Annotated in this window: 30 protein-coding genes; 16 read left to right on the forward strand and 14 right to left on the reverse strand. The window is 63.1% G+C overall.

Annotated elements, in window-relative coordinates; all coding sequences use genetic code 11:
• The first annotated feature begins 37 nt into the window (after nucleotides 1-37).
• The 7 genes from NKI15_RS00710 (at nucleotide 38) to NKI15_RS00740 (ending at nucleotide 7,322) form a co-directional block, all read left to right on the forward strand.
• Nucleotides 38-1,387 (forward strand): putative bifunctional diguanylate cyclase/phosphodiesterase, encoded by a 1,350-nt coding sequence (locus NKI15_RS00710; protein WP_023681311.1) that lies wholly within the window; start codon nucleotides 38-40, stop codon nucleotides 1,385-1,387.
• Between the two features lie 169 nt (nucleotides 1,388-1,556).
• Nucleotides 1,557-2,324 carry an SDR family NAD(P)-dependent oxidoreductase gene (locus NKI15_RS00715; protein WP_023692985.1) on the forward strand — a complete coding sequence of 256 codons (768 nt, stop codon included), beginning with the start codon at nucleotides 1,557-1,559 and terminating at the stop codon, nucleotides 2,322-2,324.
• 5 nt (nucleotides 2,325-2,329) lie between these two features.
• On the forward strand, nucleotides 2,330-3,274 hold the full coding sequence (locus NKI15_RS00720) for a 2-dehydro-3-deoxygalactonokinase (RefSeq protein WP_023692986.1): 945 nt from the start codon (nucleotides 2,330-2,332) through the stop codon (nucleotides 3,272-3,274).
• Nucleotides 3,275-3,296: 22 nt separating this feature from the next.
• Nucleotides 3,297-3,938, forward strand: coding sequence for a 2-dehydro-3-deoxy-6-phosphogalactonate aldolase (locus tag NKI15_RS00725; RefSeq protein WP_023692987.1), 642 nt, complete (start codon nucleotides 3,297-3,299; stop codon nucleotides 3,936-3,938).
• Nucleotides 3,938-4,813, forward strand: coding sequence for an SMP-30/gluconolactonase/LRE family protein (locus tag NKI15_RS00730; RefSeq protein WP_031208463.1), 876 nt, complete (start codon nucleotides 3,938-3,940; stop codon nucleotides 4,811-4,813). The genes NKI15_RS00725 and NKI15_RS00730 overlap by 1 nt, the downstream gene beginning before the upstream one ends.
• Nucleotides 4,814-4,916: 103 nt before the next feature.
• Nucleotides 4,917-5,978, forward strand: coding sequence for a D-alanine--D-alanine ligase family protein (locus NKI15_RS00735; protein WP_023692989.1), 1,062 nt, complete (start codon nucleotides 4,917-4,919; stop codon nucleotides 5,976-5,978).
• A 90-nt stretch (nucleotides 5,979-6,068) separates the two neighbouring features.
• Nucleotides 6,069-7,322 (forward strand): low temperature requirement protein A, encoded by a 1,254-nt coding sequence (locus tag NKI15_RS00740; RefSeq protein WP_352514322.1) that lies wholly within the window; start codon nucleotides 6,069-6,071, stop codon nucleotides 7,320-7,322.
• Nucleotides 7,323-7,340: 18 nt separating this feature from the next.
• Here NKI15_RS00740 and NKI15_RS00745 read toward each other — a convergent pair whose 3' ends face one another.
• The 4 genes from NKI15_RS00745 to NKI15_RS00760 form a co-directional block, all read right to left on the reverse strand.
• Nucleotides 7,341-7,628, reverse strand: coding sequence for a DUF1330 domain-containing protein (locus NKI15_RS00745; RefSeq protein WP_023681317.1), 288 nt, complete (start codon nucleotides 7,626-7,628; stop codon nucleotides 7,341-7,343).
• Nucleotides 7,629-7,641: 13 nt separating this feature from the next.
• Nucleotides 7,642-8,355: an orotidine-5'-phosphate decarboxylase gene (pyrF, locus tag NKI15_RS00750; RefSeq protein WP_023755354.1), complete on the reverse strand. Its 714-nt coding sequence runs from the start codon at nucleotides 8,353-8,355 to the stop codon at nucleotides 7,642-7,644.
• On the reverse strand, nucleotides 8,352-8,948 hold the full coding sequence (locus NKI15_RS00755; protein ID WP_023673195.1) for an NADPH-dependent FMN reductase: 597 nt from the start codon (nucleotides 8,946-8,948) through the stop codon (nucleotides 8,352-8,354). Before NKI15_RS00755 ends, pyrF begins: the two co-directional genes overlap by 4 nt.
• A 120-nt stretch (nucleotides 8,949-9,068) precedes the next feature.
• Nucleotides 9,069-9,680, reverse strand: a complete 612-nt coding sequence (locus NKI15_RS00760; RefSeq protein WP_023687486.1) for a LysE family translocator — start codon at nucleotides 9,678-9,680, stop codon at nucleotides 9,069-9,071.
• Nucleotides 9,681-9,802: 122 nt separating this feature from the next.
• Between NKI15_RS00760 and NKI15_RS00765 the strand changes: the two genes are divergently transcribed.
• A complete protein-coding gene (locus NKI15_RS00765) occupies nucleotides 9,803-10,711 on the forward strand; it encodes a LysR family transcriptional regulator (protein ID WP_352514324.1) in 909 nt (302 codons plus the stop codon).
• A gap of 95 nt (nucleotides 10,712-10,806) precedes the next feature.
• Here the strand turns inward: NKI15_RS00765 and pmtA are convergent, their stop codons facing one another.
• The 7 genes from pmtA to NKI15_RS00800 form a co-directional block, all read right to left on the reverse strand.
• On the reverse strand, nucleotides 10,807-11,412 hold the full coding sequence (gene pmtA, locus NKI15_RS00770) for a phospholipid N-methyltransferase PmtA (RefSeq protein WP_023725310.1): 606 nt from the start codon (nucleotides 11,410-11,412) through the stop codon (nucleotides 10,807-10,809).
• A 117-nt stretch (nucleotides 11,413-11,529) separates the two neighbouring features.
• Complete coding sequence (gene dnaJ / locus NKI15_RS00775; protein WP_023681322.1) at nucleotides 11,530-12,660, reverse strand: molecular chaperone DnaJ; 1,131 nt, start codon at nucleotides 12,658-12,660, stop codon at nucleotides 11,530-11,532.
• A 219-nt stretch (nucleotides 12,661-12,879) separates the two neighbouring features.
• Nucleotides 12,880-14,796 carry a molecular chaperone DnaK gene (gene dnaK / locus NKI15_RS00780; RefSeq protein ID WP_023673200.1) on the reverse strand — a complete coding sequence of 639 codons (1,917 nt, stop codon included), beginning with the start codon at nucleotides 14,794-14,796 and terminating at the stop codon, nucleotides 12,880-12,882.
• 370 nt (nucleotides 14,797-15,166) lie between these two features.
• Nucleotides 15,167-16,165 carry an LLM class flavin-dependent oxidoreductase gene (locus tag NKI15_RS00785; RefSeq protein WP_352514325.1) on the reverse strand — a complete coding sequence of 333 codons (999 nt, stop codon included), beginning with the start codon at nucleotides 16,163-16,165 and terminating at the stop codon, nucleotides 15,167-15,169.
• Between the two features lie 22 nt (nucleotides 16,166-16,187).
• Nucleotides 16,188-16,391, reverse strand: a complete 204-nt coding sequence (locus tag NKI15_RS00790; protein WP_023819261.1) for an arylamine N-acetyltransferase — start codon at nucleotides 16,389-16,391, stop codon at nucleotides 16,188-16,190.
• A gap of 82 nt (nucleotides 16,392-16,473) precedes the next feature.
• Nucleotides 16,474-17,643: an AI-2E family transporter gene (locus NKI15_RS00795; protein ID WP_352514326.1), complete on the reverse strand. Its 1,170-nt coding sequence runs from the start codon at nucleotides 17,641-17,643 to the stop codon at nucleotides 16,474-16,476.
• A gap of 110 nt (nucleotides 17,644-17,753) precedes the next feature.
• The gene (locus NKI15_RS00800; RefSeq protein ID WP_352514327.1) at nucleotides 17,754-18,815 is read right to left on the reverse strand and encodes an LLM class flavin-dependent oxidoreductase; all 1,062 of its coding nucleotides are present in this window, start codon (nucleotides 18,813-18,815) and stop codon (nucleotides 17,754-17,756) included.
• 234 nt (nucleotides 18,816-19,049) lie between these two features.
• Here NKI15_RS00800 and NKI15_RS00805 point away from each other — a divergent pair, with 234 nt between their 5' ends.
• Nucleotides 19,050-19,478: a DUF6481 family protein gene (locus NKI15_RS00805; protein WP_023673205.1), complete on the forward strand. Its 429-nt coding sequence runs from the start codon at nucleotides 19,050-19,052 to the stop codon at nucleotides 19,476-19,478.
• Nucleotides 19,479-19,563: 85 nt separating this feature from the next.
• Here the strand turns inward: NKI15_RS00805 and sugE are convergent, their stop codons facing one another.
• Both sugE and NKI15_RS00815 read right to left on the reverse strand, forming a co-directional pair.
• A complete protein-coding gene (gene sugE / locus NKI15_RS00810) occupies nucleotides 19,564-19,878 on the reverse strand; it encodes a quaternary ammonium compound efflux SMR transporter SugE (RefSeq protein ID WP_023681326.1) in 315 nt (104 codons plus the stop codon).
• 206 nt (nucleotides 19,879-20,084) lie between these two features.
• Nucleotides 20,085-20,210: a hypothetical protein gene (locus NKI15_RS00815; RefSeq protein WP_006200611.1), complete on the reverse strand. Its 126-nt coding sequence runs from the start codon at nucleotides 20,208-20,210 to the stop codon at nucleotides 20,085-20,087.
• Between the two features lie 213 nt (nucleotides 20,211-20,423).
• Here NKI15_RS00815 and NKI15_RS00820 point away from each other — a divergent pair, with 213 nt between their 5' ends.
• From NKI15_RS00820 to NKI15_RS00835, 4 genes are all read left to right on the forward strand, one after another.
• Nucleotides 20,424-21,233: a transglutaminase-like domain-containing protein gene (locus NKI15_RS00820; protein ID WP_023687480.1), complete on the forward strand. Its 810-nt coding sequence runs from the start codon at nucleotides 20,424-20,426 to the stop codon at nucleotides 21,231-21,233.
• 115 nt (nucleotides 21,234-21,348) lie between these two features.
• On the forward strand, nucleotides 21,349-22,302 hold the full coding sequence (locus tag NKI15_RS00825; protein WP_023703803.1) for a cation diffusion facilitator family transporter: 954 nt from the start codon (nucleotides 21,349-21,351) through the stop codon (nucleotides 22,300-22,302).
• A gap of 77 nt (nucleotides 22,303-22,379) precedes the next feature.
• Nucleotides 22,380-22,784: a GFA family protein gene (locus tag NKI15_RS00830; protein WP_023728810.1), complete on the forward strand. Its 405-nt coding sequence runs from the start codon at nucleotides 22,380-22,382 to the stop codon at nucleotides 22,782-22,784.
• 81 nt (nucleotides 22,785-22,865) lie between these two features.
• Entirely contained in the window at nucleotides 22,866-23,672 is an 807-nt protein-coding gene (locus tag NKI15_RS00835; protein WP_352514328.1) for a class I SAM-dependent methyltransferase, read from the forward strand.
• Between the two features lie 100 nt (nucleotides 23,673-23,772).
• On the opposite strand, the gene NKI15_RS00840 is transcribed toward NKI15_RS00835, so the two are convergent.
• Entirely contained in the window at nucleotides 23,773-25,026 is a 1,254-nt protein-coding gene (locus tag NKI15_RS00840) for a DNA recombination protein RmuC (RefSeq protein ID WP_023710397.1), read from the reverse strand.
• A 103-nt stretch (nucleotides 25,027-25,129) separates the two neighbouring features.
• Here NKI15_RS00840 and def point away from each other — a divergent pair, with 103 nt between their 5' ends.
• The 3 genes from def (at nucleotide 25,130) to NKI15_RS00855 (ending at nucleotide 26,469) form a co-directional block, all read left to right on the forward strand.
• A complete protein-coding gene (def, locus tag NKI15_RS00845) occupies nucleotides 25,130-25,660 on the forward strand; it encodes a peptide deformylase (RefSeq protein ID WP_023732764.1) in 531 nt (176 codons plus the stop codon).
• 99 nt (nucleotides 25,661-25,759) lie between these two features.
• Nucleotides 25,760-26,047, forward strand: coding sequence for a hypothetical protein (locus tag NKI15_RS00850; RefSeq protein ID WP_023696043.1), 288 nt, complete (start codon nucleotides 25,760-25,762; stop codon nucleotides 26,045-26,047).
• On the forward strand, nucleotides 26,044-26,469 hold the full coding sequence (locus NKI15_RS00855; RefSeq protein WP_023703800.1) for a type II toxin-antitoxin system VapC family toxin: 426 nt from the start codon (nucleotides 26,044-26,046) through the stop codon (nucleotides 26,467-26,469). Before NKI15_RS00850 ends, NKI15_RS00855 begins: the two co-directional genes overlap by 4 nt.
• The last annotated feature ends 19 nt before the right edge of the window (nucleotides 26,470-26,488 follow it).

The following is a 26,488-nucleotide window of genomic DNA, read 5'->3' on the forward strand; positions in this document are numbered from 1 at the left end:
CTCAGCCTAAATTTCGGGCGTCACAACAAGGATACCGATGCAAACGACGTTTGGCACCGGGCAGGCAAGCAGGGAAAACTCGGATCTGGCGTTCACCGATGCGCTGACCGGGCTTGGCAACCATCGCCGCTTCTTCGACAAGGTCGATCGCCTGATCAGCGACCGTGCAGACGATCCCGCGCCGTTCACGGTCGGCATTCTCGACCTCGACGGCTTCAAGCCGATCAACGATCTGTTCGGCCACAAGGCCGGCGACGACATATTGATCCAGGTGGCGATGCGGCTGCGCGCCTCGATGGACAGCCACTCTACGGTCTGCCGCATCGGCGCCGACGAATTCGCCTTCCTCTACCCGATGGTGTTCTCGGAGGAGGCGGCGGCCGAGAAGTCGCGCATGATGATCGAAATCCTGTCGGCGCCCTACGATGTCGGCGAACGCACCGCCAGGCTTTCGGCCTCGGTCGGCTGCTCGCTCTTTTATTCCGGCGACGAAACCACGGAAATCCTCGTCAACAAGGCCGAAACGGCGCTCTACCACGCCAAGCGTTCGGGCCGTGGCCGCGTCGTCGTCTACACCCGCGAAATGGAAGAGGCGGCCAAGCGCGTCACCCGCATCGAACAGGCGCTGCGCCGTGCCGTCTCGGCCGGTGAGGTCGAACCGCATTTCCAGCCCATCGTCGATTTGACCACCCGCCGCACCATCGGCTTCGAGACGCTGGCGCGCTGGACCGATCGCGACCTCGGCGTGGTGCCGCCGACCGTGTTCATCCCGATCGCCGAAGAGCGCGGCATCATCGGCCCGCTATCGCAGCTGGTGCTGCGCAAGGCGACCGAAGCGGCGCGCAGCTGGCCGAAGGACCTGTTCCTGTCCTTCAACCTGTCGCCCTCGCAGCTCGTCGACCAGAACACTGGCCTGCACATATTGTCGATCCTCGACCGCACCGGCTTCGATCCGCGACGGCTGGAGATCGAGATCACCGAAACCGGCCTGATGAACGATCCGGCCTCGGCCGAGAAGATCGTCGAGGACCTGCGTCGCGTCGGCATCCGAGTCTCGCTCGACGATTTCGGCACCGGCCAGTCCTCGCTCGGCCGCTTGCGCGAATTCCATTTCGACAAGCTCAAGATCGACCGCGCCTTCGTCTCCTCGATCCTCGACGACCGCCCGTCGGAACACATCATCCGCGCCATTCTGGCCATGTGCGAAGGGCTCGGCATGGATGTCGTCGCCGAAGGCATCGAGGAGGAGGCGCAGGCCGACCGCCTCGTCCAGTTCGGCTGCGCCGGCGGCCAGGGCTATCTCTTCGGCAAACCGGTCGACGCCGACGCCACGCTCGGCTACCTCCGCGATTCCTATCGCGGCGCCCTCTACGCCAAGGCAGTCTGACCGGCGGTCTTGCCTGCGTCGAGCAAGTCAGCGGTGCGAGCCAAGATCGACTGTGGCCGCCATCTTGCGTCCTTTTGTCTGACATAAGCCAAACAAATCGCCGTTTTCGCCCTTGCTCCCCGGACTTGGCTGGATAGGATGCGCGCCGACCGGATCGGGAGAGAAAAATATGATGCCATCGGCCGATTTTGCCGACCTCAGGGGAGCCTCGGTGCTGATCACCGGCGGCGGTTCCGGAATTGGTGCGGCACTGACCGAGGGCTTCGTTCGCCAGGGCGCCCATGTCGCCTTCATCGACATCGCCGATGGCCTAAGCACGCTGCTTGCCGACCGCGTCGAAAAAGAACTTGGCCGGCGACCGCTCTACCTCAAGACCGATTTGCGTGACGTCGAGGCGTTGCGCGCTTCGGCCGCCAAAGCGGCTGAGGCGCATGGCGACGTCACCGTGCTGGTCAACAATGCCGCCTGGGACGAACGCCACGAGGTCGCCGACGTTACCGTCGAGTTCTGGGACAACAATCTCGCCGTCAATCTGCGCCCGCATTTCTTCACCGCACAGGCGGTCGCGCCGGGCATGAAGCGGGCCGGCGGCGGGTCGATCATCAACTTCACCTCAACCTCCTATCTCATCAACCACCCCGATATGCCGGCCTACACCGCCGCCAAGGCCGGCATACTCGGCCTCACCAAAGGTCTCGCGGGCAAGCTTGGGGTCGACGGCATCCGCGTCAATGCGATTGCGCCGGGCTGGGTGATCACCGAGCGGCAGCGGGAACTCTGGGTCACCGAGGAGAGGCTCGCCGCCCATGTCGCCAAGCAATGCATCAAGCAGGTCATGCAGCCCGACGACATCGTCGGCACAGTGCTGTTCCTGGCCTCCGACGCCGCGCGTATGCTGACGGCGCAGATGTTGATCGTCGACGGGGGTTTCCTGTGAGTCCGGTGAATCAAAATCCGGCAAAAGGCACGCCGGCAGTCGCCGCCGTCGACTGGGGCACGACCCGCATGCGGGTCTGGCTGGTCGACGGGGCGGGCGGGGTGCTTGCCGAGCGTCGCGGCGATGATGGGTTGATCACCGCGCAGCAAAAAGGCTTTTCGACCATCCTCGAGGGCCATCTGGCGGCGCTCGGCGCACCTGACACACTGCCGGTCATCATCTGCGGCATGGCCGGCTCGCGCCAGGGTTGGCTGGAAGCGCCTTACGTCACCGTGCCGGCGCCGCTCAGTGCCATTCTCGCGGGGGCCGCCCGCATTCCCGGCCAGAGCCGCGACATCCGCATCGTGCCTGGCCTGGCGCAGCGCCTGGAAGATGCGCCGGACGTAATGCGCGGCGAGGAAACCCAGCTTGCCGGCGCCGGTTTGCCGGCAAAAGGTCGCCATCTCGTCTGCATGCCCGGCACCCATTCGAAATGGGTTCTGGTCGCAGACGGCGCGGTCGACGGCTTCTGCACCTGGCCGACCGGCGAGCTGTTTTCGGTGCTGGCCACTCACTCTATCCTGCGCCATTCGCTGGGCGAGAGCCCGAAGCCGGTCACTCCGGACAATCCGTTCTTCCAGGAATGGTGCCGCAAGGCTTTGGCGGAGGGCGGCGATGTCACCTCGCGGCTGTTCTCGATCCGCGCCGCCGGCTTGCTGCAGAACCTCAAGGCCGACGATGCCGCCGCTTGCCTGTCCGGCCTGCTGATCGGCGGCGAGATCGCCTCGGCGGGCCGCCGCTATGGCGAAAGCACCACCGCAATCGTGCTGGTTGCGTCCGGCTCGCTAGCAGCCCTCTACCGCCAGGCGCTAGACCTTGCAGGGCTTGCCGTCAGGACGGTCGACGCCGACGAGGCGGTGCGTGCCGGCCTTATCGAGGCAGCGCGGGAAAATGGCATGATCGCCAAATGACTCACCAGAGTGGAGTGACAGCGTGACCCAGACCGCACCTTTCCCGAAGCTGAAGCGTGGTCTTGTCGCCATTCTGCGCGGCCTCAAACCCAGCGAGGCGGTTGCCATCGGCCAGGCGCTGTTTGACGCCGGTATCGAAGCCATCGAGGTGCCGCTCAATTCGCCGGAGCCGTTTTCATCGATCGCCAGCATTGTCACCGCATTGCCCAAGACGACGCTGGTCGGCGCCGGCACGGTGCTGACTTCAGCCGATGTCGACGCCTTGGCCAAGGCCGGCGGGAGGCTGCTGGTCAGCCCCAACATCGATGCCGACGTCATGGCCCGCGCCATGCACCACGGCATGGTGACGATGCCAGGCGTGTTCACCCCCACCGAAGCTTTTCAGGCGATTAGGCTTGGGGCTTCGGCGCTCAAATTCTTCCCGGCAAGCGTGCTCGGGCCTAGCGGCATTTCGGCGATGCGGGCCGTGCTGCCGGCCGATACCGTGGTCGGCGCCGTCGGCGGCGTTTCCGAGAAAGACTTTGCCGGCTACAAAGCCGCTGGGGTGACCGCTTTCGGTCTTGGCTCCAGCCTGTTCAAACCCGGCATGAGCGTCGACGAGGTGGCCACGCGTGCCCGGGCGGCGGTAATGGCCTGGGATGCGGCCTTCGGCGGAGCGGCATGATGGACAACGTTTCGGTTTTCTCGGACCATGTCTGCGAGCTCGGCGAGGGGCCGAGCTACGATCCCGCCACCGATACGCTGTTCTGGTTCGACATTGTCAACGGCCTGCTGCTGGAGCAGGGTGTCACGTCCGGCGCGCGGAAAGTCCATGAGCTCGGTCAGATGGCCAGCGCCATCGCCATTGTCGATGGCAATCGCCAGCTCATCGCCACCGAGACTGGCCTGCATGTCCGCGACGTCTCGACCGGCAAGCTGACGCTGCATACGGCCATCGAGGCCGACAATGCGCTGACCCGCTCCAACGATTCGCGCGTCCACCCTTGTGGCGCCTTCTGGGTCGGCACCATGGGCAAGGGTGAGGAGAAGGGCGCCGGCTCCATCTACTGGTTCTTCAAGGGCGAGCTGCGCACGCTTTACACCGGCATCACCGTGTCGAACTCGATCTGTTTCTCGCAGGATGGAACGATCGCTTACTACACCGATACCGCGACCGGCCTGTTGATGCGCGTCGCCTGCGATCCGGCAACGGGTCTGCCGATCGGCGAGTCCAAAGTGTTCGTCGACCATCGCTCGTCGAAGGGCTATGTCGATGGCTCGGTCGTCGACCGCGACGGCGTGCTGTGGAACGCGGTCTGGGGCGGCAAGGCGGTGAAGGCTTATGCGCCGGACGGCACATTGTTGCGCGAAATTGCCACGCCGGCGGGGCAGTCCTCGTGCCCGGCCTTTGTCGGCGCCAAGGCCGATCGGCTGGCGGTGACCTCGGCCTGGAACGGCAAGGACGACAAGCAGCGCAAGCTTGACCCACAGGCCGGCATGACCTTCCTGCTCGACATCCCCGTCAACGGCCGCTTCGAGCCGCGCGTGCTGATCGCCTGAGCGTACCGGTTGTCGTGCAGGCGTCGGGCGCGGGTCGATTTCGCGCAAGCCGATCGCATTGGCCGTGCGATGGTGTGGCTGCATCACCGAGAAGCTTTGACCCATGCCGCGCCCGACCTTGATCCTCGTCCACGAGCCGGAAAAGGCCTGTTTCGACAGGCTGGTCGCCGACGGCTTTCCCGCCGAGCGCGCCTTGGAAATCTCGTCTTATCTGGCGCAATCGACCGATCTCGCGCCCGAATTCGATGAAATCACCGCCGCTTGCGGGCGGCGCGGCCTCGCCTTTATGCCGGTTGCATTCGACGATGCGGCAAGCGCGCTGGCGAAGGCCGATCCCGCAACCACGCTGGTCTGGACGCTGACCGACGGCATTGCCTATTTCCGCGGTGCTGCAGCGCCCGCACTTGCCAGGCTGAATGGGCTTAGAACCATCGGAGCCGACGATGCGCTGTTCGCGCTTTGCCAGGACAAGTTCCGTTCCGGCGCCGTGCTTTGCGCGCTCGGCCTGCCGGCGCCGCAGGCAGGCCTGGCCCGCGACGGCCGCTGGCTGGCCGACCCGCCAGCTTCGGAAGCCGGCTGGTTCGTCAAGCCGAACCGGCTCGGCTCCAAGGTAGGCATCTGGCCGGATTCACGCTGCAACGACCTGGCCCATGCGCTGGAGCTTAGCCGGCGGGTCTATGCCGCTTATCGCGACGATGTCGTCGTCCAGCCCTATGTCGGCGGTCGCAATGTCCGCGCCAGCTTCCTTGGGCTGCAAACGGATGCCGGGGCGGAAGCGCTCGGCGTTGCATTCGTCGACTCCGGCGGCGATTTCCAGACCATGGCGGACTCGATGGCGCTTTACGGCGACACCGGCGAGGCCGCCAAGGCGGCTGGACTATACAGCGAGCCGGTGCTGGAGGCGGTTGCCGACACCCAGCCGGCAGCCGCGGCAACCATCCGCCGCATCGCCGAGCGGCTGGTCAGCGGGCTCGGCCTGCGAGACGTGTTTTCCCTCGATTTCAGGGTCGAGGCTAACGACCATGTCCACCTCATCGAGTTCGAGGTCTGTCCCGGCCTGCCCTGCTTCGATTTCCGCGCCTATTGCCTGATGCAATGGGGCATGACGCTGGCCGATGCGGTTGCCGAGACGGCGGCGAACCGACTGAACCGACAGGCGATCTGAACGGTCGAGGGACCAGCGCGACCTACCGCGCCTTGACGGCTTTTGCTCCACCTTTAGTGTCGCGGGACAGTCCTCAGGCAAGGCCGCGCGATGAGCACACCAGCAAGCTCCCTCCACCATCACATCAGGCGCATGGCCGGGCGCGATCCGCACGAGGCGCATCGCGTCGCCACGCCGCTCGAGCTGCTGTTCGATCTGACCTTCGTCACCGCCTTCAGCCTTGCCTCGTCGCAACTGGCGCATGCCTTGGCCGAGGGCCACTACGCGGCGGCGCTGATCGGCTTCGGCTTTGCCAGCTTCGCCATCTGCTGGGCGTGGATCAATTTCTCCTGGTTTTCCTCCGCCTATGACACCGACGATTGGATCTTCCGCCTCGTCACCATGGTGCAGATGATCGGCGTGCTGGTGCTGGCCATCGGCCTGCCGCGCATGTTCGCCTCGATCGAGCATGGCGAACACCTCAACAATTCGGTCATGGTGCTGGGCTACGTCATCATGCGCGTCGCCATGATCTTCCAATGGCTGCGCGCGGCGCGGCAGGACCCTGGGCGGCGGCGTGCCTGCCTGACCTACGCCGTCGCCATTGCGATCGCCCAGATCGGCTGGGTGGTGCAGATACTGGTCGATTTCTCGCTGGAGACCAGCCTGGCTTTCGGCGCCATCCTGGTTCTCATCGAGCTTGCCGGGCCGGCGATCGCCGAGCGCAGGGATGGCGGCACGCCCTGGCACGCGCACCACGTCGCCGAGCGCTACAGCCTGTTCGCCATCATCGCGCTGGGCGAAGGGGTGGTCGGCACGCTGGCGACGCTGTCGGCCGTGGTCGAGGAGCAGGGCTGGAACCTCGATGCCGCCTTGATCGGCATTGCCGGAATGGGTCTCACCTTCGGCATGTGGTGGGTCTATTACATGCTGCCCTCGGGGACGGTGCTGCACCAGCACCGCAATCGCTCTTTTGTCTGGGGCTATGGCCAGATGCTGATCGTGGCGGCCATCGTCGCCACCGGCGCCGGGCTGCATGTCGCGGCCTATTTCATCGAGCACAAGGCCCATATCGGCCCGGTAGCGACCCTGCTCTCGGTCGCCATTCCGCTAGGCGTGTTCCTGGGGGCGATCTACGCGCTGTATTATTATCTCGTCCAGCGCTTCGATCCCCTCCATGTCTGGCTGCTGGCGGGAACGGCTGCGGTCGTCGCACTTGCCATCATCGCCGCCCTTGCCGGCGTCGACATGGCGGTCTGCCTCATCTTACTCACGCTAGCGCCGGCCGTCACCGTTGTCGGCTATGAGCTGTCGTGCCACCGCCATCAACTGGAGGTGCTGGCGCAGGAGGAAGCGCCGCACTGAGCAGAGCAGCTTCGCGCGTCAGATACCCTCGACCAGCACGATCTCGCCATCGGCTACTTTCTGACGGATGGCGACGGCGCGCTGGTACTCCGGCGAGTGGTAGCAATCGTGCGCCGCGCTGAGCGATTCGAACTCGATAATGACATTGCGGGCGCGGCCAGGCCCCTCGGCCTTTTCATGCTCACCGCCACGGGCAAGGAACTTCACGTCGAAACGGTCGAAAGCGAGCTTGGCGGCAGCGACATAGTCCTTGTAGCCTTCGGCGTCGCGCACATCGACGCGGGCTATCCAGTATCCCTTGGGCATTTTCTTCTCCTCGTTACGCGGCGCGCATCTCTTCCAGTATGGCTTCCGCCGCCGCGCGCCTGTCGCTTGCCGCCACGATTGGCCGGCCCACAACAAGATGGCTGGAGCCGTTGCGGATCGCCTGGCCGGGCGTCACCACGCGTTTCTGGTCGCCATGGTCGCTGCCCTTGGGCCGTATCCCCGGTGTCACCACCGCCAGGTCGGGTCCGACGATGCGGCGCACCGCTTCCGCCTCCTCGGCCGAGCAGACGACGCCGCCCATGCCGGCATGCAACGCCTGTTCGGCGCGTCTCAGCACCAGCGTGTGAGGGTCGTATTCATAGCCGGCGTCGATCACGTCCTGCTCGTCCATCGAGGTCAGCACGCTGACCGCCAGCAGGCAGAGGTCGCTGCCCCTGGCGGCCTCCACCGCGGCTCGCATCGCCTTGGGATAGGCGTGGATGGTCAGCATGGTCATGCCCATGCGCACGATGTTCTCGACACCCTTCGCCACCGTGTGGTCGATGTCGAGCAGCTTCATGTCGAGGAAGATTTTCGTGCCGCCGCTGGCCAACTCCCTGGCGAAGTCGAGCCCGCCGGCGAAGGCCAGCTGATAGCCGATCTTGTAGAAGGAGACGACGCCGTCGAGCTCCTGCACCGCCTGTTCGGCCTCTTTCACCGTCGGCACGTCGAGGCCGACGATCAGCCTTTCTCTCATGGTATGGGCCTGCATGGCTGTGGAAATCATGCCCCGGTCCGGGTCGACAGCATGCGCGAGGTTTCGATCAGCGTGCGGCATAGGTGCTCCATCGATTTGGTCAGTCTCTCATCCCTGAAATTGCCGTCGCCGTCGAAGGCACTGCCGCCATCGGATACCGAGCATTCCGGCGTCACCATCTCCAACTGGCAGCGCACCAGCACGGCGCGCAGATGGTTGATGCAGCGGATCCCGGCGAAATGTCCGTTGGAAGACGAGCACAGGCCGGCGACCTTGCCGACAAGCGGCCTCACCGGCCAGCCGCCATCGAGGCGCACCCGGCTTACCCAGTCGATCGTGTTCTTGAGCAGTGGCGGGATCGAGCCATTATATTCGGGCGTCGCGATCAGCAGCCCGTCATGGGCGGCGATCAGCCGGCCGAGCTTCACGGCGTTGTCGGGAACGCCTTTTTCCTTTTCGAGGTCCTCGTCGATGATCGGCAGCGGATAGTCGGCCAGCGAAATGCGCGTCACCTCGGCGCCTTGCATGGCCAGCTCCTTCTGCGCCACATCGGCGGTCCTGCCGCTGAAGGCGCCGCTGCGCACCGAGCCGGCGAAGACGAGGATTTTCGCGATCACAGCCATTGGCCACTCTTGTTCCCGGACAGGTACAGCCAGAGGCTGCGCAAATCAACGCACTGGCTCAAAAAACGGAAACGATCGGGGGGCAAGCGCGCGAAGGTGTGCCGAGCAGCTGGGCTATTGCTAGTGGGTGACCGCAATTCTTGCACTCAGCGCGATGAGTGCAACTCCGAGCAAGGCATCTATCGGCCTGCGGACGCTGCCATATACCGACCGAACCCTTCTTGTGGAGAACATTAGCGCGACAAGCCCAAACCACGCCATCGCGACCAGCCCGATTATGGCCAGCGACACTGCCTGGACCCAGATCGGAGCCTGCATCGGCAATACCGATATGAACAGGCTCGCGAAGAACGCGGCCGTCTTCGGATTTGTAATTCCGACAACGAATCCGCTTCGCCAAGGAGCCGTGGTCTCTGCGCCACCGACGGCCAGCGGTGGCCGCGCCTGCCAAGCCGACAAAAGGATCTTGCTGCCCAGGTAACCGAGATACACGGCACCGGCGATCCGGACGGCAAGGTGAGCCCATGCAATCTGCGTCAGTACGAGGCCCAGGCCACACATCGCGAGAGCCGCCCACACCATGATCGCTGCGGCAATGCCAAGCGCCACATGGAACCCCGCGCGACGGCTGATCAGCGCATGGGAAGTCACGGCTACAAAATCGGGTCCTGGGCTCATGGCGCCGAGCAGGAAGACCGAAGCAAGGGTCAGGAATTGCGGAAGGTAGCTCATGCGATACTCCAGTTTCAGTCTCGTCGTACCGCACGCCTGCATGCCGGAGAGGCCAGGAAAGCCGCTCGCCGATTTCGAGGGTCGTTTCCCTCACCTTCACAAAACCTACAGCGCTCTTTAATATGAGCGAAATGAAAGATATTTCGGCAGCCATGAACAAAGCTAATATCAACATCACGATGGTGCGCGTCCTGACATCGCTCAGCGAGACGCGCAGCTTCACCAAAACCGCCGAGCGGCTCTGTCTTTCTCAATCGGCCATAAGCCATGCAATGAAGGCGCTGGAGGAGATCGTTGGCGCGCCCCTCGTCATACGTGATCGGCGCGGTGTCGCTTTCACCGCAACCGGCGAGGCGGCTTTGGACGCGGCGCGCGCCGCTTTGCATGCTTTAGGCCGTCTTGTCGGCCTACGGGAACACTCCATCAAAGGCAGAGTACGGCTCGCGCTGGTCAGCAGCGCCTCGGTAAAGATTGCTCCATATGCGTTGAACATTACTTCCGTCCGGCACCCGGAGCTTGCTGTCGAACTGCTCTTGGGCACGGATACCGAGGTGGCGGAGTGGGTCGATCGCGGTGCCGCCGATATTGGACTGTCCTACATCGCCGGCAATTGCCAAGCCGAGGAACTTGTCGACGACGAACTCTTTGTGGCGTCATCGCAAAAGAACTCAGTCCAAGGCGGGTCATTTCCGATCCGCGCTCTCGACGGCCAGCCATTCATTATGTCGAGCGGCGGCTGCGGACCAATGCTTGCCGAATTGTTCCAGGATTTTGGCGTTGCGCCAGTTGTCATCCTGTCGGCGAGCGATATGGCGGCGCTGCTTGCTCTGGTTGGGGCCGGGCGCGGTTTGTCGATTGCGCCAGGCCTGGCGTTTCCGGCCGATTGGCAGCGAACCGTCGCGAGGCGTCCTCTTGAGCCGCGTGCGCGTCGGCCTCTGCTGCTTCTGTTCTCCAGCAGCGCCGAAGCAACGGCCGTGCGGGCCATGTGCGCGACGATCAGAGAGGTCGCCACGAGTTTGCGAGGCGGATAACAGTCAAGGATGTGGATCGACCCTCAATCGAGCTTCCTTCGGGAGACGTCGATCCTTTACAAGGCGCCAGAGACTTCTCCCGCCCCCAATACCAGCTAATGCGCTTCGCGCCGGTAGATCCACAGCTGCGTCGGCGGGATGTTGCGGAAGATGAAGTCGAAATGCTTGACCGTGTAATTGCCGCGGCCGGGCGGGATCGGCGACAACGGCCCATAGGTCAGCTGCACGATCGGCCGTCCAACCGGGATGCGGTCTAGCAGGCTTTCAATATAGGCGATCCGCTGTGCGACCGGAAAATTGAGCAGCGGCACGCCGGAGACGACGGAATCGAAAATCATCCCGCTCTTCTCCCCAAGCGTGGCGTTGAGATTGAAGGCATCACCCTCGATGACGTTGACGCCGGGATAGAGCTGGCGCAGATGGCGCACGAAATCGGTGGAATATTCGACCGCGTAGAGGTTTTCGGGCTTAACGCCCTGGGCGAGGATTGCACGCGTGATGACGCCTGTGCCGGGGCCGACTTCAAGCACCGGCAGGCCAGACTTCGGATTGACGATGGAAGCCATCTTGCGGGCGGTGACGGAGCTTGTCGGCACGATCGAACCGACCGACTTCGGCTTGTCGATCCAGCCTTTGAAGAATTTGAGTTCGTCGTCGAACTTTTCCGCCAGCGCCTTCCGCAATCCCGGACCACGTGCCATGCAAGTTCTCCTCAACACTCCCCGAACGCTACTTAGCAGCTAACAGGTCCAAGGCAAGGCGCGATCTGGCATAAGATGTTGATGACGTTCGGGAAGCGTGGCGGCCTTGGTTTGGGTTCAGTGCTCGCCGAAGGATTCGAAAAAGTCCTTCATGCGGGCGAAAAAGCCGCTCGACTGGGGCGAATTGTCCTTCGACGACAGCTGCTCGAACTCTTCCAGCAGCTCGCGCTGGCGGCGCGACAGGTTTTGCGGCGTTTCGACCGCGGTCTGGATATAGAGGTCGCCGACATTGGGCTGACGCAGCACCGGCATGCCCTTGCCCTTGAGGCGGAACTGGCGGCCGTTCTGCGTGCCTTCGGTCACTTTCACCTTGGTCTGACTGCCGTCCAGCGTCGTCACCTCGAACGAGCCGCCAAGGGCGGCCGTCGTCATCGATATCGGCACCTTGCAGTAGAGATCGGCGCCGTCGCGCTGGAAGAATTCATGCGGCTTCACGGCCAGGAAAATATAGAGGTCGCCCGATGGGCCGCCGCGCAGGCCCGCCTCGCCCTCATTGGCAAGCCGGATGCGGGTGCCGTCCTCGATGCCGGCCGGGATATTGACCGACAGCGAGCGTTCCTCGGTGACGCGGCCCTGGCCGGCGCATTTCGGGCACGGGTCCTTGATCGTCTGGCCGCGGCCTTGGCATTGCGGGCAGGTACGCTCGATCGAGAAGAAGCCTTGCGTCGCTCGTACCTTGCCGTGGCCATGGCACATCGAGCAGGTCACCGGCTGGGTGCCGGGCTTGGCGCCTGTCCCGGAGCATTCCGTGCATGAGATCGAGGCCGGCACGCGGATTTGCGCGGTCTTGCCGGCAAACGCTTCTTCCAGCGTGATTTCCATATTGTAGCGCAAATCGGCGCCGCGTTCGCGGCCGCCCGACGAGCGGCGCTGGCGCCCGCCCATCATGTCGCCGAAAATATCCTCGAAAATGTCGGCGAAGCCGCCGGCGCCAAAACCTTGCGCGCCGCCATTCATGCCGCCCTGCTCGAAGGCGGCGTGACCGAAACGGTCGTAGGCCGCGCGCTTCTGCGGGTCCTTCAGCGTTTCGTAGGCTTCGTTGATTTCCTTGAACTTGTGCTCGCAGGAGTGATCGCCGGGATTGCGGTCGGGATGGAACTGCATGGCCAGCTTGCGGAAAGCGCTCTTGAGCTCCTTCTCGTCGGCGCCCTTTTGCACGCCCAGCGTCTCGTAGAAATCAGCTTTCATCTTTTCCCGCAGTCCGGATGCTCAACGTCTTGATGCATGTTGCGTCGTTTGCCGGCACGTTGTCTCGATTTAGGAGCGGTGATGCCCGGATGCTAGGGCCGGCGCGCTTGTGCCTGTGTTTTTCAGTGACTTTTTCGGCAAGGCCCGCACTTTTTCAGCGAGGGTTGCAAAAAAGCCCGGCTTTGCGCCGGGCTTTCCGCTTTATTTGCCGTCAACCGGTCAGGCCGACTTCTTCTTCTCGTCGTTTTCGTCGATTTCCTCGAAATCGGCGTCGACCACGTCGCTATCCTTGGCCGCGTCCGCCTTGGCGTCGGCTTCCGCCGCTTCCTTCTGCGAAGCTTCGTACATGGCCTGGCCGAGCTTCATGGATGCTTCGGCAAGCGTCTGCGACTTGGCCTCGATGTCGGCGGCATCGTCGCCTTCGGCAGCAGCCTTCAGCGCCGTGATAGCCTCCGATATCGCCGTGCGCTCGGTTTCCGAAACCTTGTCGCCATATTCCTTCAGCGACTTCTCGGAGGAGTGCACCAGCGCCTCGGCCTGGTTGCGGGCCTCGACCAAAGCACGCCGCTGCTTGTCGGTCTCGGCATTGGCTTCGGCGTCCTTGACCATCTTCTCGATGTCGGCGTCCGAAAGGCCACCAGAGGCCTGGATGCGGATCTGGTGCTCCTTGCCGGTGCCCTTGTCCTTGGCCGAAACGTTGACGATGCCGTTGGCGTCGATATCGAAAGTGACCTCGATCTGCGGCACGCCGCGCGGCGCCGGCGGAATGCCGACCAGGTCGAACTGGCCGAGCGCCTTGTTGTCGGCAGCCATTTCACGCTCGCCCTGGAAGACGCGGATGGTCACGGCCGACTGACTGTCTTCAGCGGTCGAGAACACCTGGCTCTTCTTGGTCGGGATGGTCGTGTTGCGTTCGATCAGGCGGGTGAACACGCCACCCAGCGTCTCGATGCCGAGCGACAGCGGCGTCACGTCGAGCAGCAGCACGTCCTTCACGTCGCCCTGCAGCACGCCGGCCTGGATGGCGGCGCCCAAAGCGACGACTTCATCCGGGTTGACGCCCTTGTGCGGCTCCTTGCCGAAGAACTGCTTCACGATCTCCTGGATCTTGGGCATGCGGGTCATGCCGCCGACCAGGACCACTTCGTCGATCTCGCCAGCCTTCAGCCCGGCATCCTTGAGCGCCGCCTTGCAGGGCTCGATGGTGCGCTGGACGAGATCGTCGACCAGCTGCTCGAACTTGGCACGGGTCAGCTTCAGCGTCAGGTGCTTGGGGCCGGTCGCGTCGGCGGTGATGAAGGGCAGGTTGATTTCCGTCTGCGTCGTCGACGACAGCTCGATCTTGGCCTTTTCAGCCGCCTCCTTGAGGCGCTGCAGCGCAAGCTTGTCGTTCTTCAGGTCGATGCCCTGTTCCTTCTTGAACTCGGCCGCCAGGTATTCGACGAGACGCATGTCGAAATCCTCGCCGCCGAGGAAGGTGTCGCCATTGGTCGACTTCACTTCGAACACGCCGTCGCCGATTTCGAGCACCGAAATGTCGAACGTGCCGCCGCCAAGGTCATAGACGGCAATGGTCTTGCCATCCTTCTTGTCGAGGCCGTAGGCAAGTGCTGCAGCCGTCGGCTCGTTGATGATGCGCAGCACCTCAAGGCCGGCGATCTTGCCGGCGTCCTTGGTGGCCTGGCGCTGGGCGTCATTGAAATAGGCCGGAACGGTGATGACCGCCTTCTCGACCTTCTCGCCGAGATAGGCCTCCGCCGTTTCCTTCATCTTCTGCAGGATCATGGCCGAGATCTGGCTGGGCGACTGCTTCTTGCCGCCGGCCTCGACCCAGGCATCGCCATTGTCGCCCTTGACGATCTTGTAGGGGACAAGCTTCTTGTCCTTCTCCGTCACCGGGTCGTCATAGCGGCGGCCGATCAGGCGCTTGACCGCGAAGATGGTGTTTTCAGGATTGGTGACCGCCTGGCGCTTGGCCGGCTGGCCGACGAGACGTTCGCCGTCGCCCGAGATGGCGACGATGGAAGGCGTCGTGCGCGCGCCTTCCGCATTTTCAATGACCTTGGGCTCCTTGCCATCCATGATGGCGATGCAGGAGTTGGTGGTGCCGAGATCGATACCGATTACTTTTGCCATTTTTCTAGTCTCTCCGCTAAGCAGGCTCTCAGGACCCGTAAGGCGTTCCGACGAAAGCCCCTGTTCACAAGAAATTCCGCTCCGGCAACCGGCATTCCGGCACTGGGCGGCTTGGCGCGTATATAAGAACAGGCGGCATCGGGCGCAAGCATTCTGCGCATGGCATCCACCGCGCCGCGCTTGGCGCCTTTGAACAGCCGCCCGGCGGCCCGGATGTGCTCAAACCGCGCTCAAAACCCCAGGATCTGCGCGATCCCCCGGCGAAGCGCCCAGTCAGGGCTTCGAAACCACAAGAAAACGTCACCTATGCGTGAGAGAGGCGGCTCCTGGCTGAGGAAGGCGCCTGCCCACGCAGACACAGGCAAAAGCGTCACGCGGCCTGCGACAGCGATTTATGCGCCTCGGCCAGGATTTCGAACGAGCGCACGCGTGCCGCATGGTCGAAGATCTGCGCGGTCACCATCAGCTCGTCTGCGCCGGTGCGGCGCACGAACGCGTCTATGCCTTGCCGGACGGTTTCGGGAGAGCCGACGACGGCGCAGGACAGCGCCTGCGAAATCATGGTTTTTGCCATCGGCTCGAGCGTCTGGTCATAGCCCTCGACCGGCGGCGGCAGGCGGCCGGCCCGCCCGGTGCGCAGATTGACGAAGGCCTGCTGGAGCGAGGTGAACAGCAGTTTGGCCTCGGAGTCGGTTGGTGCGGCGAAAACGTTGAGGCCGAGCATGACATAGGGCTTGTCCAGCTGTTCCGAAGGCTGGAAGCGCGAACGGTAGATCTCCAGCGCATGGTCGAGTTCGGCCGGCGCGAAATGCGAGGCGAAGGCATAGGGCAGGCCGAGCATGGCGGCGAGCTGCGCGCCATAGAGGCTGGAACCGAGGATCCAGACCGGCACCTTCTGGCCTTCGCCGGGCACGGCGTGGATACGCTGGCCTTCCGCGGCCGGCTGGAAATAGCCCATCAGCTCGACGACATCCTGGGGGAAATTGTCTGACGCCTCGAGATTGCGGCGCAGCGCGCGCGCTGTTCCCATATCGGTGCCGGGCGCGCGGCCGAGGCCGAGGTCGATGCGGCCGGGGTGCAGTGCCGCCAGCGTGCCGAACTGCTCGGCAATCACCAACGGCGCATGGTTGGGCAGCATGATGCCACCGGCGCCGACGCGGATGGTCTTGGTGCCGCCGGCGACATGGGCGATGACCACGGCGGTCGCCGCGCTGGCGATGCCCGGCATGCTGTGGTGCTCGGCCAGCCAGTAGCGCCTGTAGCCGAGCCGCTCGGCATGGCGGGCCAGGTCGAGCGAATTTGCCAGCGATTGCGAGGCGTCGCTGCCTTCGACGATCGGCGACAGGTCGAGAACGGAAAGTGCGGTCATGGGCCTCAAGCCTTTACGATGTTCAACTGCCTGACCCTGGTTTCGAAGGCGCGGTCGGGAATGACGATGTCGAGCTGGCGCCAAGCAACGGGTCCAGATTCTCGAACGGGATCGCCTGCGGATGCTGGCGATGCAGCGCGCTCAGCGTGTCGACCGACGCATCGATCGGACCGCGATAGCCAATGCGGTCGAAATAGGAATCGAGGTCGAAGGAGGCATCGTTCATCGCAGGGTCCGGCTTGACCGGCTCGATATAGGCACTCCGCCTGAAGACAACAAATGCGAGATGATGGACGGGCGCGGCAAGCTTATGCCGCTGCCTTTCCGTTCTCTTCGGCCGCTTCCTCCTCCACCACGGCCGTCTGCTGTGCGGCGAGAAAATTGCCGACATGGCTGAGGCCATCGAAATGATCGCAGAACACCTTGACGACGACCAGCAGCGGCACCGCCATCAGCGCGCCGACAAAGCCCCAAAGCCAGGACCAGAAGGCGATGGCGATGAAGATCGCCACGGCGTTGATCTCGAGGCGTCGGCCGACAACCATCGGTGTAACGAACTGGCCTTCGGCGATGTCGCACAAAAGCACGAAGCCCGGCGCCAAGAGGGCGTAGGTAATCGAGTCGAAGCTGATCATCGCAATGACGCTGACCAGCACGATGGTAATCAGCGCGCCGACATAGGGCAGGAAGTTGAGCAGCGCCGCCATCGTTCCCCAGACCAGCGGGTTGGGCATGCCGAGCGCCCACAGGCCAAGGCCGATAACCGCGCCGAGACCGGCATTGATGACGGTGACGGTGAGCAGATAATGCGAGATTTCGCGCTCGACGTCATAGACGACGCGCAAGGCCCGCTTCTTCTCGCTGAGGCTGGCGAAGGACTGGATGATCTTCTCATAGAACATCGTGCCCGACGCCAGCAGGAACAGCGACAGCACGAAGATGATGGTCAGGCTTGTCCCCGCCGACAGGACGTTGCTGGCGGCGGCCGACAGGACGCCGGACTGCGCCATCGCCACCTTCTGGATGCCCGGCTCCTGCGAGGTCTCCGTCATCTGTTCGATCTGATGCGAGATCTGCATGATCCTCTCGAGCGGACGCCGCAATTGCGCCAGCCGTTCGGTAAGTTGTTGGCCGATCGACGAGGTGTTGTTGAGAAGGTCGATGACCGGGCCGCTGAGCAGATAGCCGGCAACGCCGAAGACGCAGATCGACAGCACGACCAACATTGTCGCCGAAACCACTTCCGGAATGCCGCGCTTGCGCAGGAAGCGCACGATTGGTGTCAGCGTCAGCGTCAGCAGGAAGGCGAGGATGACCGGCATGAAGAAAGCACGCGCGAAATACAGCGCGTAGATGGCCATGAACAGGAAGATCCCGATGAGCAGCGAACGCATCAGATGCGTGTCGGCACGCGCCACAACTCTCGCCTCTTCGGTCTCGGCAAGGCCAGCACCCAAAGCGGCGGGTTCGGCTTTCATGATTTTCCCTCAGCGGCGCACCGCAATTGGTGCATTCCGACGACGGAAACGCCTCTGCAAGCCCAAGGTTCCGTTAGCCGGCAAGGCCCTCAATCCGAGCCGCCCGTCGCTCAGGCGGCTGGCGCTGCGACGGCGACGCCGGGCTTGGCGGTCTCCTTGCGCACGATCGGCGCCACCTTGGTGCCGTACAGTTCGATCGCCTTCATGATCTTGGCGTGCGGCATGGCGCCGATCGCCATCTGCAGCAGGAAGCGGTCATTGTTGAAGATCTTGTGCTGGGCGACGATCTTTTCCGCCACCTGCTCCGGATCGCCGACGAACAGCGCGCCGTTCGGACCACGCGACTGATCGAAATGCGCCCGCGAGGTCGGGCCCCAGCCGCGCTCGCGGCCGATGCGGTTCATCACTTCGGCCTGCGGGCCATAGAAATCGTCGGCCGCCTGTTCAGTGGTGCCGGCGATGAAGCCGTGCACATTGATGCTGGTGGCAAGGCCCGAGGGGTCGGTACCGGCCCGCCTGGCGGCATCGCGATAAATGTCGAACAGCGGTGCAAACCGCGCCGGCTCGCCGCCGATGATGGCCAGTGCCAGCGGCAAACCGAGCACGCCCGCACGCGCAGCAGATTGCGGCGTTCCACCTATTGCGATCCAGATCGGCAATTTGTCCTGCAGCGGTCGCGGATAGACGCCGCGGTCGTTGATCGGCGCGCGCAGATTGCCGGACCAGGTGACTTTGACGCTGTCGCGTATGGCCAGCAGCAAATCGAGCTTTTCGGCGAACAACTCGTCATAGTCCTCGAGATTGTAGCCGAACAGCGGGAAGGATTCGATGAACGAGCCGCGCCCGGCCATGATCTCGGACCGGCCGCCCGACAAAAGGTCGAGCGTTGCGAACTGCTGGAAGACGCGCACCGGATCGTCGGAGGACAGCACGGTGACCGCGCTGGTCAGCTTGATGCGCTTGGTGCGTTCGGCGGCAGCGGCCAGCGCCACCACCGGCGCGGACGCGGCATAGTCGGGGCGGTGATGTTCGCCCAGACCAAAGACGTCGAGGCCGACCTGGTCGGCCAGCTCGACCTCCTCGATCAGATTGCGTAGTCGCTGATGCGGGCCGATCGCGCCGGGGCCGGGCTCCGGGCTGACGTCGGCGAAAGTGTAGAGACCGAGTTCCATGGCATGTCATCCAAATGTTCTGATTTGCCGCTAGAGGTAGCGGCGAGCCGCCCCGGCCGCCAGAGGGGCGGATAGTGAACAGTGCATGTCGGTTTCGGCCGGCTTTGTTTCAGGGAAAACGCGTCTCCCGGCTGCAACAGCATAAACTTTCATGGCTGGCATACCGTTTTGGCGCTTGAACTCTCGGTTTTCGCGCGTATGTAAGCGTCGCGAATTGACTTCAGGGAAGTGGACTTGGCTATCTACAGGGAAAAAGACATTTTCGAGCGGCGCAATGCCGCGAACGAGGCAAAGAAGGCGCTTCTGGAGCGCTTCAAGTCAAAGCCGGCGGCTGATGATCCTGCGGTTCTGGCCAAACAGGCCGAACGCAAAGCGATTCTTGAGGCTCGCGAGATACGCGAGGCCGAAAAGGCCAGGCTGAAGCAGGAAAAGCTGGCACGCGAGGCGGTCGAGAAGGCCGAGCGCGAGGCAGCAGCCGAAGCGGCGCGTATTGCGGCCGAAGAGGCAGCGCAGGCTGAAGCGAAGATCAAGGAAGCCGAAGAAAACGAGCGCATTGCCCGTTTGCTGGCCGACGAAGCCGAACGCAAGGCCAAGCGCGACGCACGCTATGCGGCGCGCAAGCAGCGTACCGGCAGGACGCCTCCGGGCTTCTCCGCCCGCTAACGCTTCGATCGAAACGATCGGACATCAGGGTCGCCTTCCAGCGGCCCTGAATGTGTTTGTGCGTCGATTTCCTTGGTTGCTTTGCTCAGGCGGCGAGCTTCAGCCCCATAATGCCGCAGACGATGAGCGCAATGCAGGCGAGCCGGATGGCCGTCGCAGGCTCGCCCAGCAGCCAGATGCCAAGCAGCGCCGTGCCGACTGTGCCGATGCCGGTCCACACCGCATAGGCCGTCCCGACAGGCAGCGTCTTGAGCGCCAGGCCGAGCAACCCGAGGCTGATGATCATCGAGGCGACAGTGAGCACCGTCGGCAGCGGCTTCGAGAAGCCGTCGGTGTATTTGAGGCCGATCGCCCAGCCGATTTCGAACAGACCAGCGAAGAACAGAAAAATCCACGACATCGGGATGCACTCCTTCCACGAGGATGGCGGGTCGTCCCGGCCGGATTTTTGAGAAAGGCGCGAGGTCGTCCTCGCCGCTTCGACACAAGCGGCTGCGCCGGTGCGATCAACAAAACACCGGCCGCATCGTTCATGCCGCCGGTGTCAAAATCTGCGCCGAAACGGTTTGTCCGGATTTCAACCGTCCAAGATCTTCCGAGGCGGGCTTACTTTTCCTTAAGCCTCATCGCCTTCACGGGCGGCGCCTTGAGTGCCGGAGCCGCTGCGGGCTTCTTGGCGTCTTTTTTCGGCTTCCGAGCTTCCTTGCCCGCCTTCATCGCACCTTTAGCCATGATTCGTTCCTCCAGTTGCTGGGAGGCCAAGTGAAACAAGAGAAACGCCGGACTGCAAGGGGGCGGGCGTCCGTCGCCGGCGCCGGCGGGCCGCTTTCAACCGGTTTCTAATTTGCTCGTAAACCATTCCGGTCCGTGCCATGGTTGCCTTCGCACTGCAGCATCGGCCATGCCTTCGCCCGGCGATGATCAGGCAGTGCGGTCAGGACGACAATGCGAATCCGCATCGGCAGCGAGATGAGTTTCGATTTTCCGCAGGAAACGCCGCTGATCGCGATGCTCAACGTCCACTACTCCAGGGCCTCCGATCTCGAGCGCCCGGATTTCCTGACCTCCAACCCGCCGGTGCCGATCCAGAGCTACCGCGACAGTTTCGGCAATTGGTGCAACCGTTTCGTCGCCCCGCCCGGACGCTTCACCTTCGGCACCGATTCGGTAATCCGCGACCCCGGTACCTTCGAGATGGGCGACCTGATGGCCTGGCAGCATGAGGTGCGCGACCTGCCGTCGGACACATTGCTGTTCCTGTTGCCCAGCCGCTTTTGCGAGAGCGATCTGCTGGCCAGCGAAGCCTGGCGGCTGTTCGGGCACACTCCGCTCGGTATTGCCCGCGTCCAGGCGGTCTGTGATTTCGTCCACAACCACATCGTCTTCAGCTACGGCAATGCCCGACCGACGCGCACCGCGGCCGAAGCCTATCGCGAGCAAAGCGGCGTCTGCCGCGACTTTGCCCACCTTGCGGTCACCTTCTGCCGTGCGCTCAATATCCCGACCCGCTACTGCACCGGCTACATCAGCGACATCGGCCTGCCCAAACCTTGGGCGAGCATGGATTTCGCAGCCTGGATGGAGGTCTATCTCGGCGGCCGCTGGCATGTCTTCGATCCACGCAACAATTCGCCGCGCATCGGCCGCATCCTGATCGCGTCGGGCCGCGACGCCGCCGACGTGCCGCTCACCCACATCTTCGGACCGGGCACGCTGGCTGGTTTCAAGGTGTGGACGGACGAGATCATCGAATAGGGGCGTCTTTCCGCAAGCTGCCTACAAGACCCTGAACGACCGGGCGATTCGTGCGTTGTGATGCCTGTGGAGCTCGGCGGCAGGGGCGTTACATCAGGTTCCTTGGAGGGACAGCATGGCAGCACATGGCGGGTCGAAGACGGTCATCTACGCGGCGCTCGCCGGTAATCTCGCTATTGCTGTGACCAAATTCGTCGCCGCCTTCTTCACCGGCAGCTCGGCGATGCTGTCGGAAGGCGTGCACTCGCTGGTGGATACCGGCAATGGCGGGCTGCTGCTCTACGGCATGCACCGCGCCGCCCGCCCGCCGGACCGCACGCATCCGCTCGGCCATGGCCGCGAGCTGTATTTCTGGAGCTTCATTGTCGCCTTGCTCGTATTCGCGCTCGGCGCCGGCGTGTCCTTCTATGAAGGCGTCGTCCACATCATGGCGCCTGAGCCGGTCGCCAATCCCAAAATCAACTACATCGTGCTGGGCCTCTCAATGCTGTTCGAGGGCAGCTCCTGGTACGTGGCGCTGAAGGAGTTCCGCCAGCAGAAGGGCAAGCAAGGCTGGCTGCAGGCCGTGCAATCGAGCAAGGATCCGAGCGTCTACACGATCCTGTTCGAGGACAGCGCCGCCCTGCTCGGTCTGTTCGTCGCCTTCGCCGGCATATTGGCGGCCGAACTCCTCGACATGCCCGAACTCGACGGCGTCGCCTCGATCGGCATCGCGATGATCCTCGGCGCCACCGCCATCTTTCTGGCGCGCGAAAGCAAGGGATTGCTCATCGGTGAGCCGGCCTCGCCGGAAGTGCAGGCCAAGGTGCTGACCATCGCCCAGCAGGATCCGGCAGTGCAGCGGGCCAACGGCGTTCTCACCGTCCATCTCGGCCCTCGACAGATCGTCGCTGGGCTGAGCATCGAATTCGAGGACCATCTGACGGCGCCTGAGATCGAAGCCTGTGTCGAGCGCATCGAGGCGCTCTTGAAAAAAGAAATGCCGGAGATCACCAGGCTGTTCGTCAAGCCGCAGACGACCGGAACCTGGGAGCACCGGCGCAAGCAGGTCGAGGCGGCGTCGGACTAGTTCTGGACCAGCAGTCCACCGTTGGCCCCATCGCCTGGTCCCGCTAAGATCACTCGACGGAATTCGGAGAATCAACCATGAAAATCGATGGTGGGTGTCATTGCGGCGCCATAACTTATGAAGCAGAGGTCGACCCGGAAAAGACCTCTATCTGTCATTGCACCGACTGCCAGCAACTGACCGGCACCGCCTTTCGTGTCACTGTTCCCGCGCCTGAGGATCATTATAGGATCACCAAGGGAACACCGAAGGTTTATATCAAGACGGGATCGAGCGGCGCCAAGCGTGCCCAGGCGTTCTGCGGCGACTGCGGTTCGCATCTTTACGCAACGTCGGTTGGCGACGGGCCGAAGGTCTATGGGATCAGGGCGGGGACCGCGCGGCAACGCGAGGATCTCGTTCCGACCCAACAGAAATGGCACCGATCGGCCCTGCACTGGCTTCCGGAATTCGAGGGCGTAAGCATCGTAGAGGCGCAGTAGCACCTGCCTCCCGGTTAAACGCGGCCCAAACCAGCCAATAATGTGCTAGGCTAGCCATCAAACGGATGGCGGGGGATAGCAATGTCGGAAACGGACAAAGTGTTTGCCGGCTCGATTCCGGAAAACTACGACCGCTACATGGTGCCGCTGATCTTCGAGCCGTTCGCCGCGGATTTGGCACGACGGGCAGCGTCCTTGTCGCCCGGCGCCGTCCTGGAAGTCGCCGCCGGCACCGGCGTTGTCACCCGCGCATTGGCTCCAAAACTGTCTCCCGGCGCAAGCTATGTCGTGACCGACCTCAACCAGCCTATGCTCGACTACGCGGCCTCGCGACAAGCTCCCGACAGTCGTATACAATGGCGTCAGGCGGATGCTCTGGCGCTGCCGTTCGAAGATGCGGCTTTCGATCTCGTTTGCTGTCAGTTCGGCGCGATGTTCTTTCCCGACCGAGCCGCCGGCTATCGCGAAGCAAAGCGGGTCCTGAAGACCGGCGGCCATTTCCTGTTCAACGTGTGGGATCGCATTGAAGAGAATGTATTCGCCAATGATGTGACGAATGCTCTTGCGGAGATTTTTCCGAACGATCCGCCCCGCTTTCTCGCCCGCACGCCGCACGGCTACAATGACACTGCATTGATCCGCGGCGAGTTGGAAGCCGCAGGTTTCTCCCGTGTGGTGATCGACACGAGGGCCGAACAAAGCCGTGCCTCCTCGCCGCGCCTTCCGGCGGTTGCCTATTGCCAGGGAACTCCGCTTCGCAACGAAATCGAGGCCAGAGGAAAACTGGAAGCCGCAACCGATCACGCCGCGTCCGTGATTGCAGCCAGACACGGCAGCGGCGAGGTTGCGGCCAAGATCCAGGCGCACGTGATGGTGGCTACGGTCTAATGCATGTTGCCCAGAAGTGAGCCGCGGTTCTGGGACAACGACATTCATCAAAACAAAGACTTAAAGCGCGTCGTATGAATCCGTTTCAGCGCGACGCACTTTAATCGTCGCCTTCGACGACACGTAGCCTGAGCTGCCCCGTCTTGGAATCCGCCACCCGCACCCCGGCTTCGGCCTTGGCGGGTCCGCCACCGCGCACTTCGGCTTCGTTTTCGCCAAACTCCAGCGCTTCGATCTTTTGGCCGCGCTTGGTCACCTTCGACGTCGACACCAGTATCTCGTCGATATCCTTGGCCGACTGGCCAAAATGCGTCTGCAACCGGCGCACGCGTTCGTCGACGCGCGCGACGTCCTCCATCAGCCGGATCACCTCGCCCTGGATCAGATGCGCCTGTTCGCGCATGCGGGCGTCCTTGAGGATGGCCTGGATGACCTGGATCGACAGCATCAAAAGCGACGGCGAGACGATGATGACACGCGCCCGGTGCGCCTTCTGGACCACGGCGTCGAAATTCTCGTGGATTTCGGCGAACACCGATTCGGACGGCACGAACATGAAGGCGGTGTCCTGCGTCTCGCCCTGGATCAGGTATTTTTCCGAGATATCGCGGACGTGAATTTCGATGTCGCGGCGGAAAGCCTGGGCCGCGATCTTCTGTTGTTCGGCGCCATCGGCGGCGCGGATGGCGTTCCAGGCTTCCAGCGGAAACTTGGCGTCGATGGCAAGCTGCGGCGCACCGTTCGGCATCCTGACCAGGCAGTCGGGACGGCTGCCGTTTGACAGCGTTGCCTGGAACTCGTAGGCGCCCATCGGAAGGCCGTCGGCGACGATCGCCTCCATGCGCGACTGGCCGAAGGCGCCGCGCGTCTGCTTGTTGGACAGGATCGCCTGCAATTGCACGACCTGGCCGGCCAGCGACTGAATGTTGCCTTGCGCGGTGTCGATGACCGCCAGCCGTTCCTGCAGTTTGGCGAGGCTCTCATGCGTCGATTTGGTCTGTTCGGTCATGGTTTGGCCGAGTCGGCCGGTCATGGCGTCGAGGCGCTGGCCGATCGACTGGTTGAGTTCGGCCTGCCTTGCGCCGAACACGTCGGCGATGGCGCCCATGCGGCCCTGCATCTCGGCCTGGCTTTGCAAAATGCCGGCCATCCGCGCCTCGGCGTCGCGGGCGTGGTCGGCAGCTTCCGCCGCGGCGATGGTGCGCGCCTTGGCCGATCGCCACAGCGCCACGACAAGCGCCAGGAACAGGCCGAGAAACACCAGCGCGCCGATGGCCAGTGCATGGCCGAGCGTGATCGTCGTCGCGCCAAGCCGGGCAACGGGTTCGGAAAGGATGGTGCTCAGGTCGTTCATCCCGCCAGCATAGCCGATTCGCAGACCTGGCACAGATCAAAACGTGAACGAGACCGATTCGCACCGGTTGACGCTTCTCCTGCGACGTTTTAGGTGAGGCGCCATGTCGATCAAGCCGCTCATCATCCTTCCCGATCCTATCCTGCGCCAGGTCTCCAAACCGGTCGAACGCGTCGACGCGCCTTTGCGCAAACTGACCGACGACATGCTGGCGACGATGTATGATGCGCCGGGCATCGGCTTGGCCGCAATCCAGATTGGCGAGCCGCTGCGCATGCTGGTCATCGACCTCGCCAAGGAAGACGAGCCGCCGGCGCCGCATGTCTTCATCAATCCCGAAATCCTCGAAAGCGCCGACGCTCGCTCCGTCTACGAGGAAGGCTGCCTGTCGATCCCGGACTATTACGCCGAGGTCGAGCGTCCCGCCTCGGTGCGCGTGAAATATCTCGACCGCGACGGCAAGCTGCAGGAGATCGAGGCCGAAGGCCTGATGGCGACCTGCCTGCAGCACGAGATCGACCATCTCAACGGTGTGCTGTTCATCGACCACATCTCGAAGCTGAAGCGCGACATGGTGGTCAAGAAGTTCAAGAAGCTCGCCAAGGACAAGGCGCCGGGCAAGCTGGTGGGATAGCCCTGCTTTCGGCGCGCATCGCACAACATCCCTCTCGACCCGCCCCTATTGAGAGACGCTTCCTTGCGTGATATCATTGATATCAGACTGGAGACTCCGATGGGCGATATGTTGATCAGAGATATTCCCGAGCCATTGAAGCGTGAAATCGAGCATGCGGCACGCAAGGGCGGCCAAAGCCTCTCGATCAAGGCGATCGATTTATTGCGAAAAGGCATGGTTGCGGAAAAAGAAGGCAAGGCCGAGCCTGGACTCACGGCTTGGGATGCGATTCGCGCTGCCTTCGCCTCGGAAAATGCAATCAGCGACGAATTTGCGCAGATGATGGATGAGATCGAAGCGGAACGGAAACGCGACTTTGGCCGCACCATTGAGAATTTCGAGTGATAATCCTCGATACCAATGTCGTCTCGGAAGCGAGCCGGCCCGCGCCCGATCCAAACGTCGCTAAGTGGTTTCGCAGACAGGACCTGCTCGACCTCTATCTCTGCGGTCCTGTTGTCATGGAGCAGTCCTTTGGAGCCGAAAGGTTTCTAAACAAGACCGGCTCGGACCGCCACGTCCGTGCACTTGACCACCTGGTTTCGAAGCAGTTTTCGGGACGTGTCGTCGAATTTGCCGGTCCCATTCCCCGTCTGGCGGGCAAGCTCCGGGCAATGCGGGAAACTATCGGCCGGCCGATCAGCCTTTCCGATGCCATGATCGCTGCCATCTGCCTGTCGCACGACGCTATGCTGGCGACGCGCAATATCAGGGACTTCGAAGAGCTTGACCTCAAGATCGTAAACCCGTTTGAAGCAGACGCTTGAGCGGACTGCCGCGCGCAGA

The organism is Mesorhizobium sp. M0862 (assembly GCF_040319795.1).
GTDB lineage: Bacteria > Pseudomonadota > Alphaproteobacteria > Rhizobiales > Rhizobiaceae > Mesorhizobium.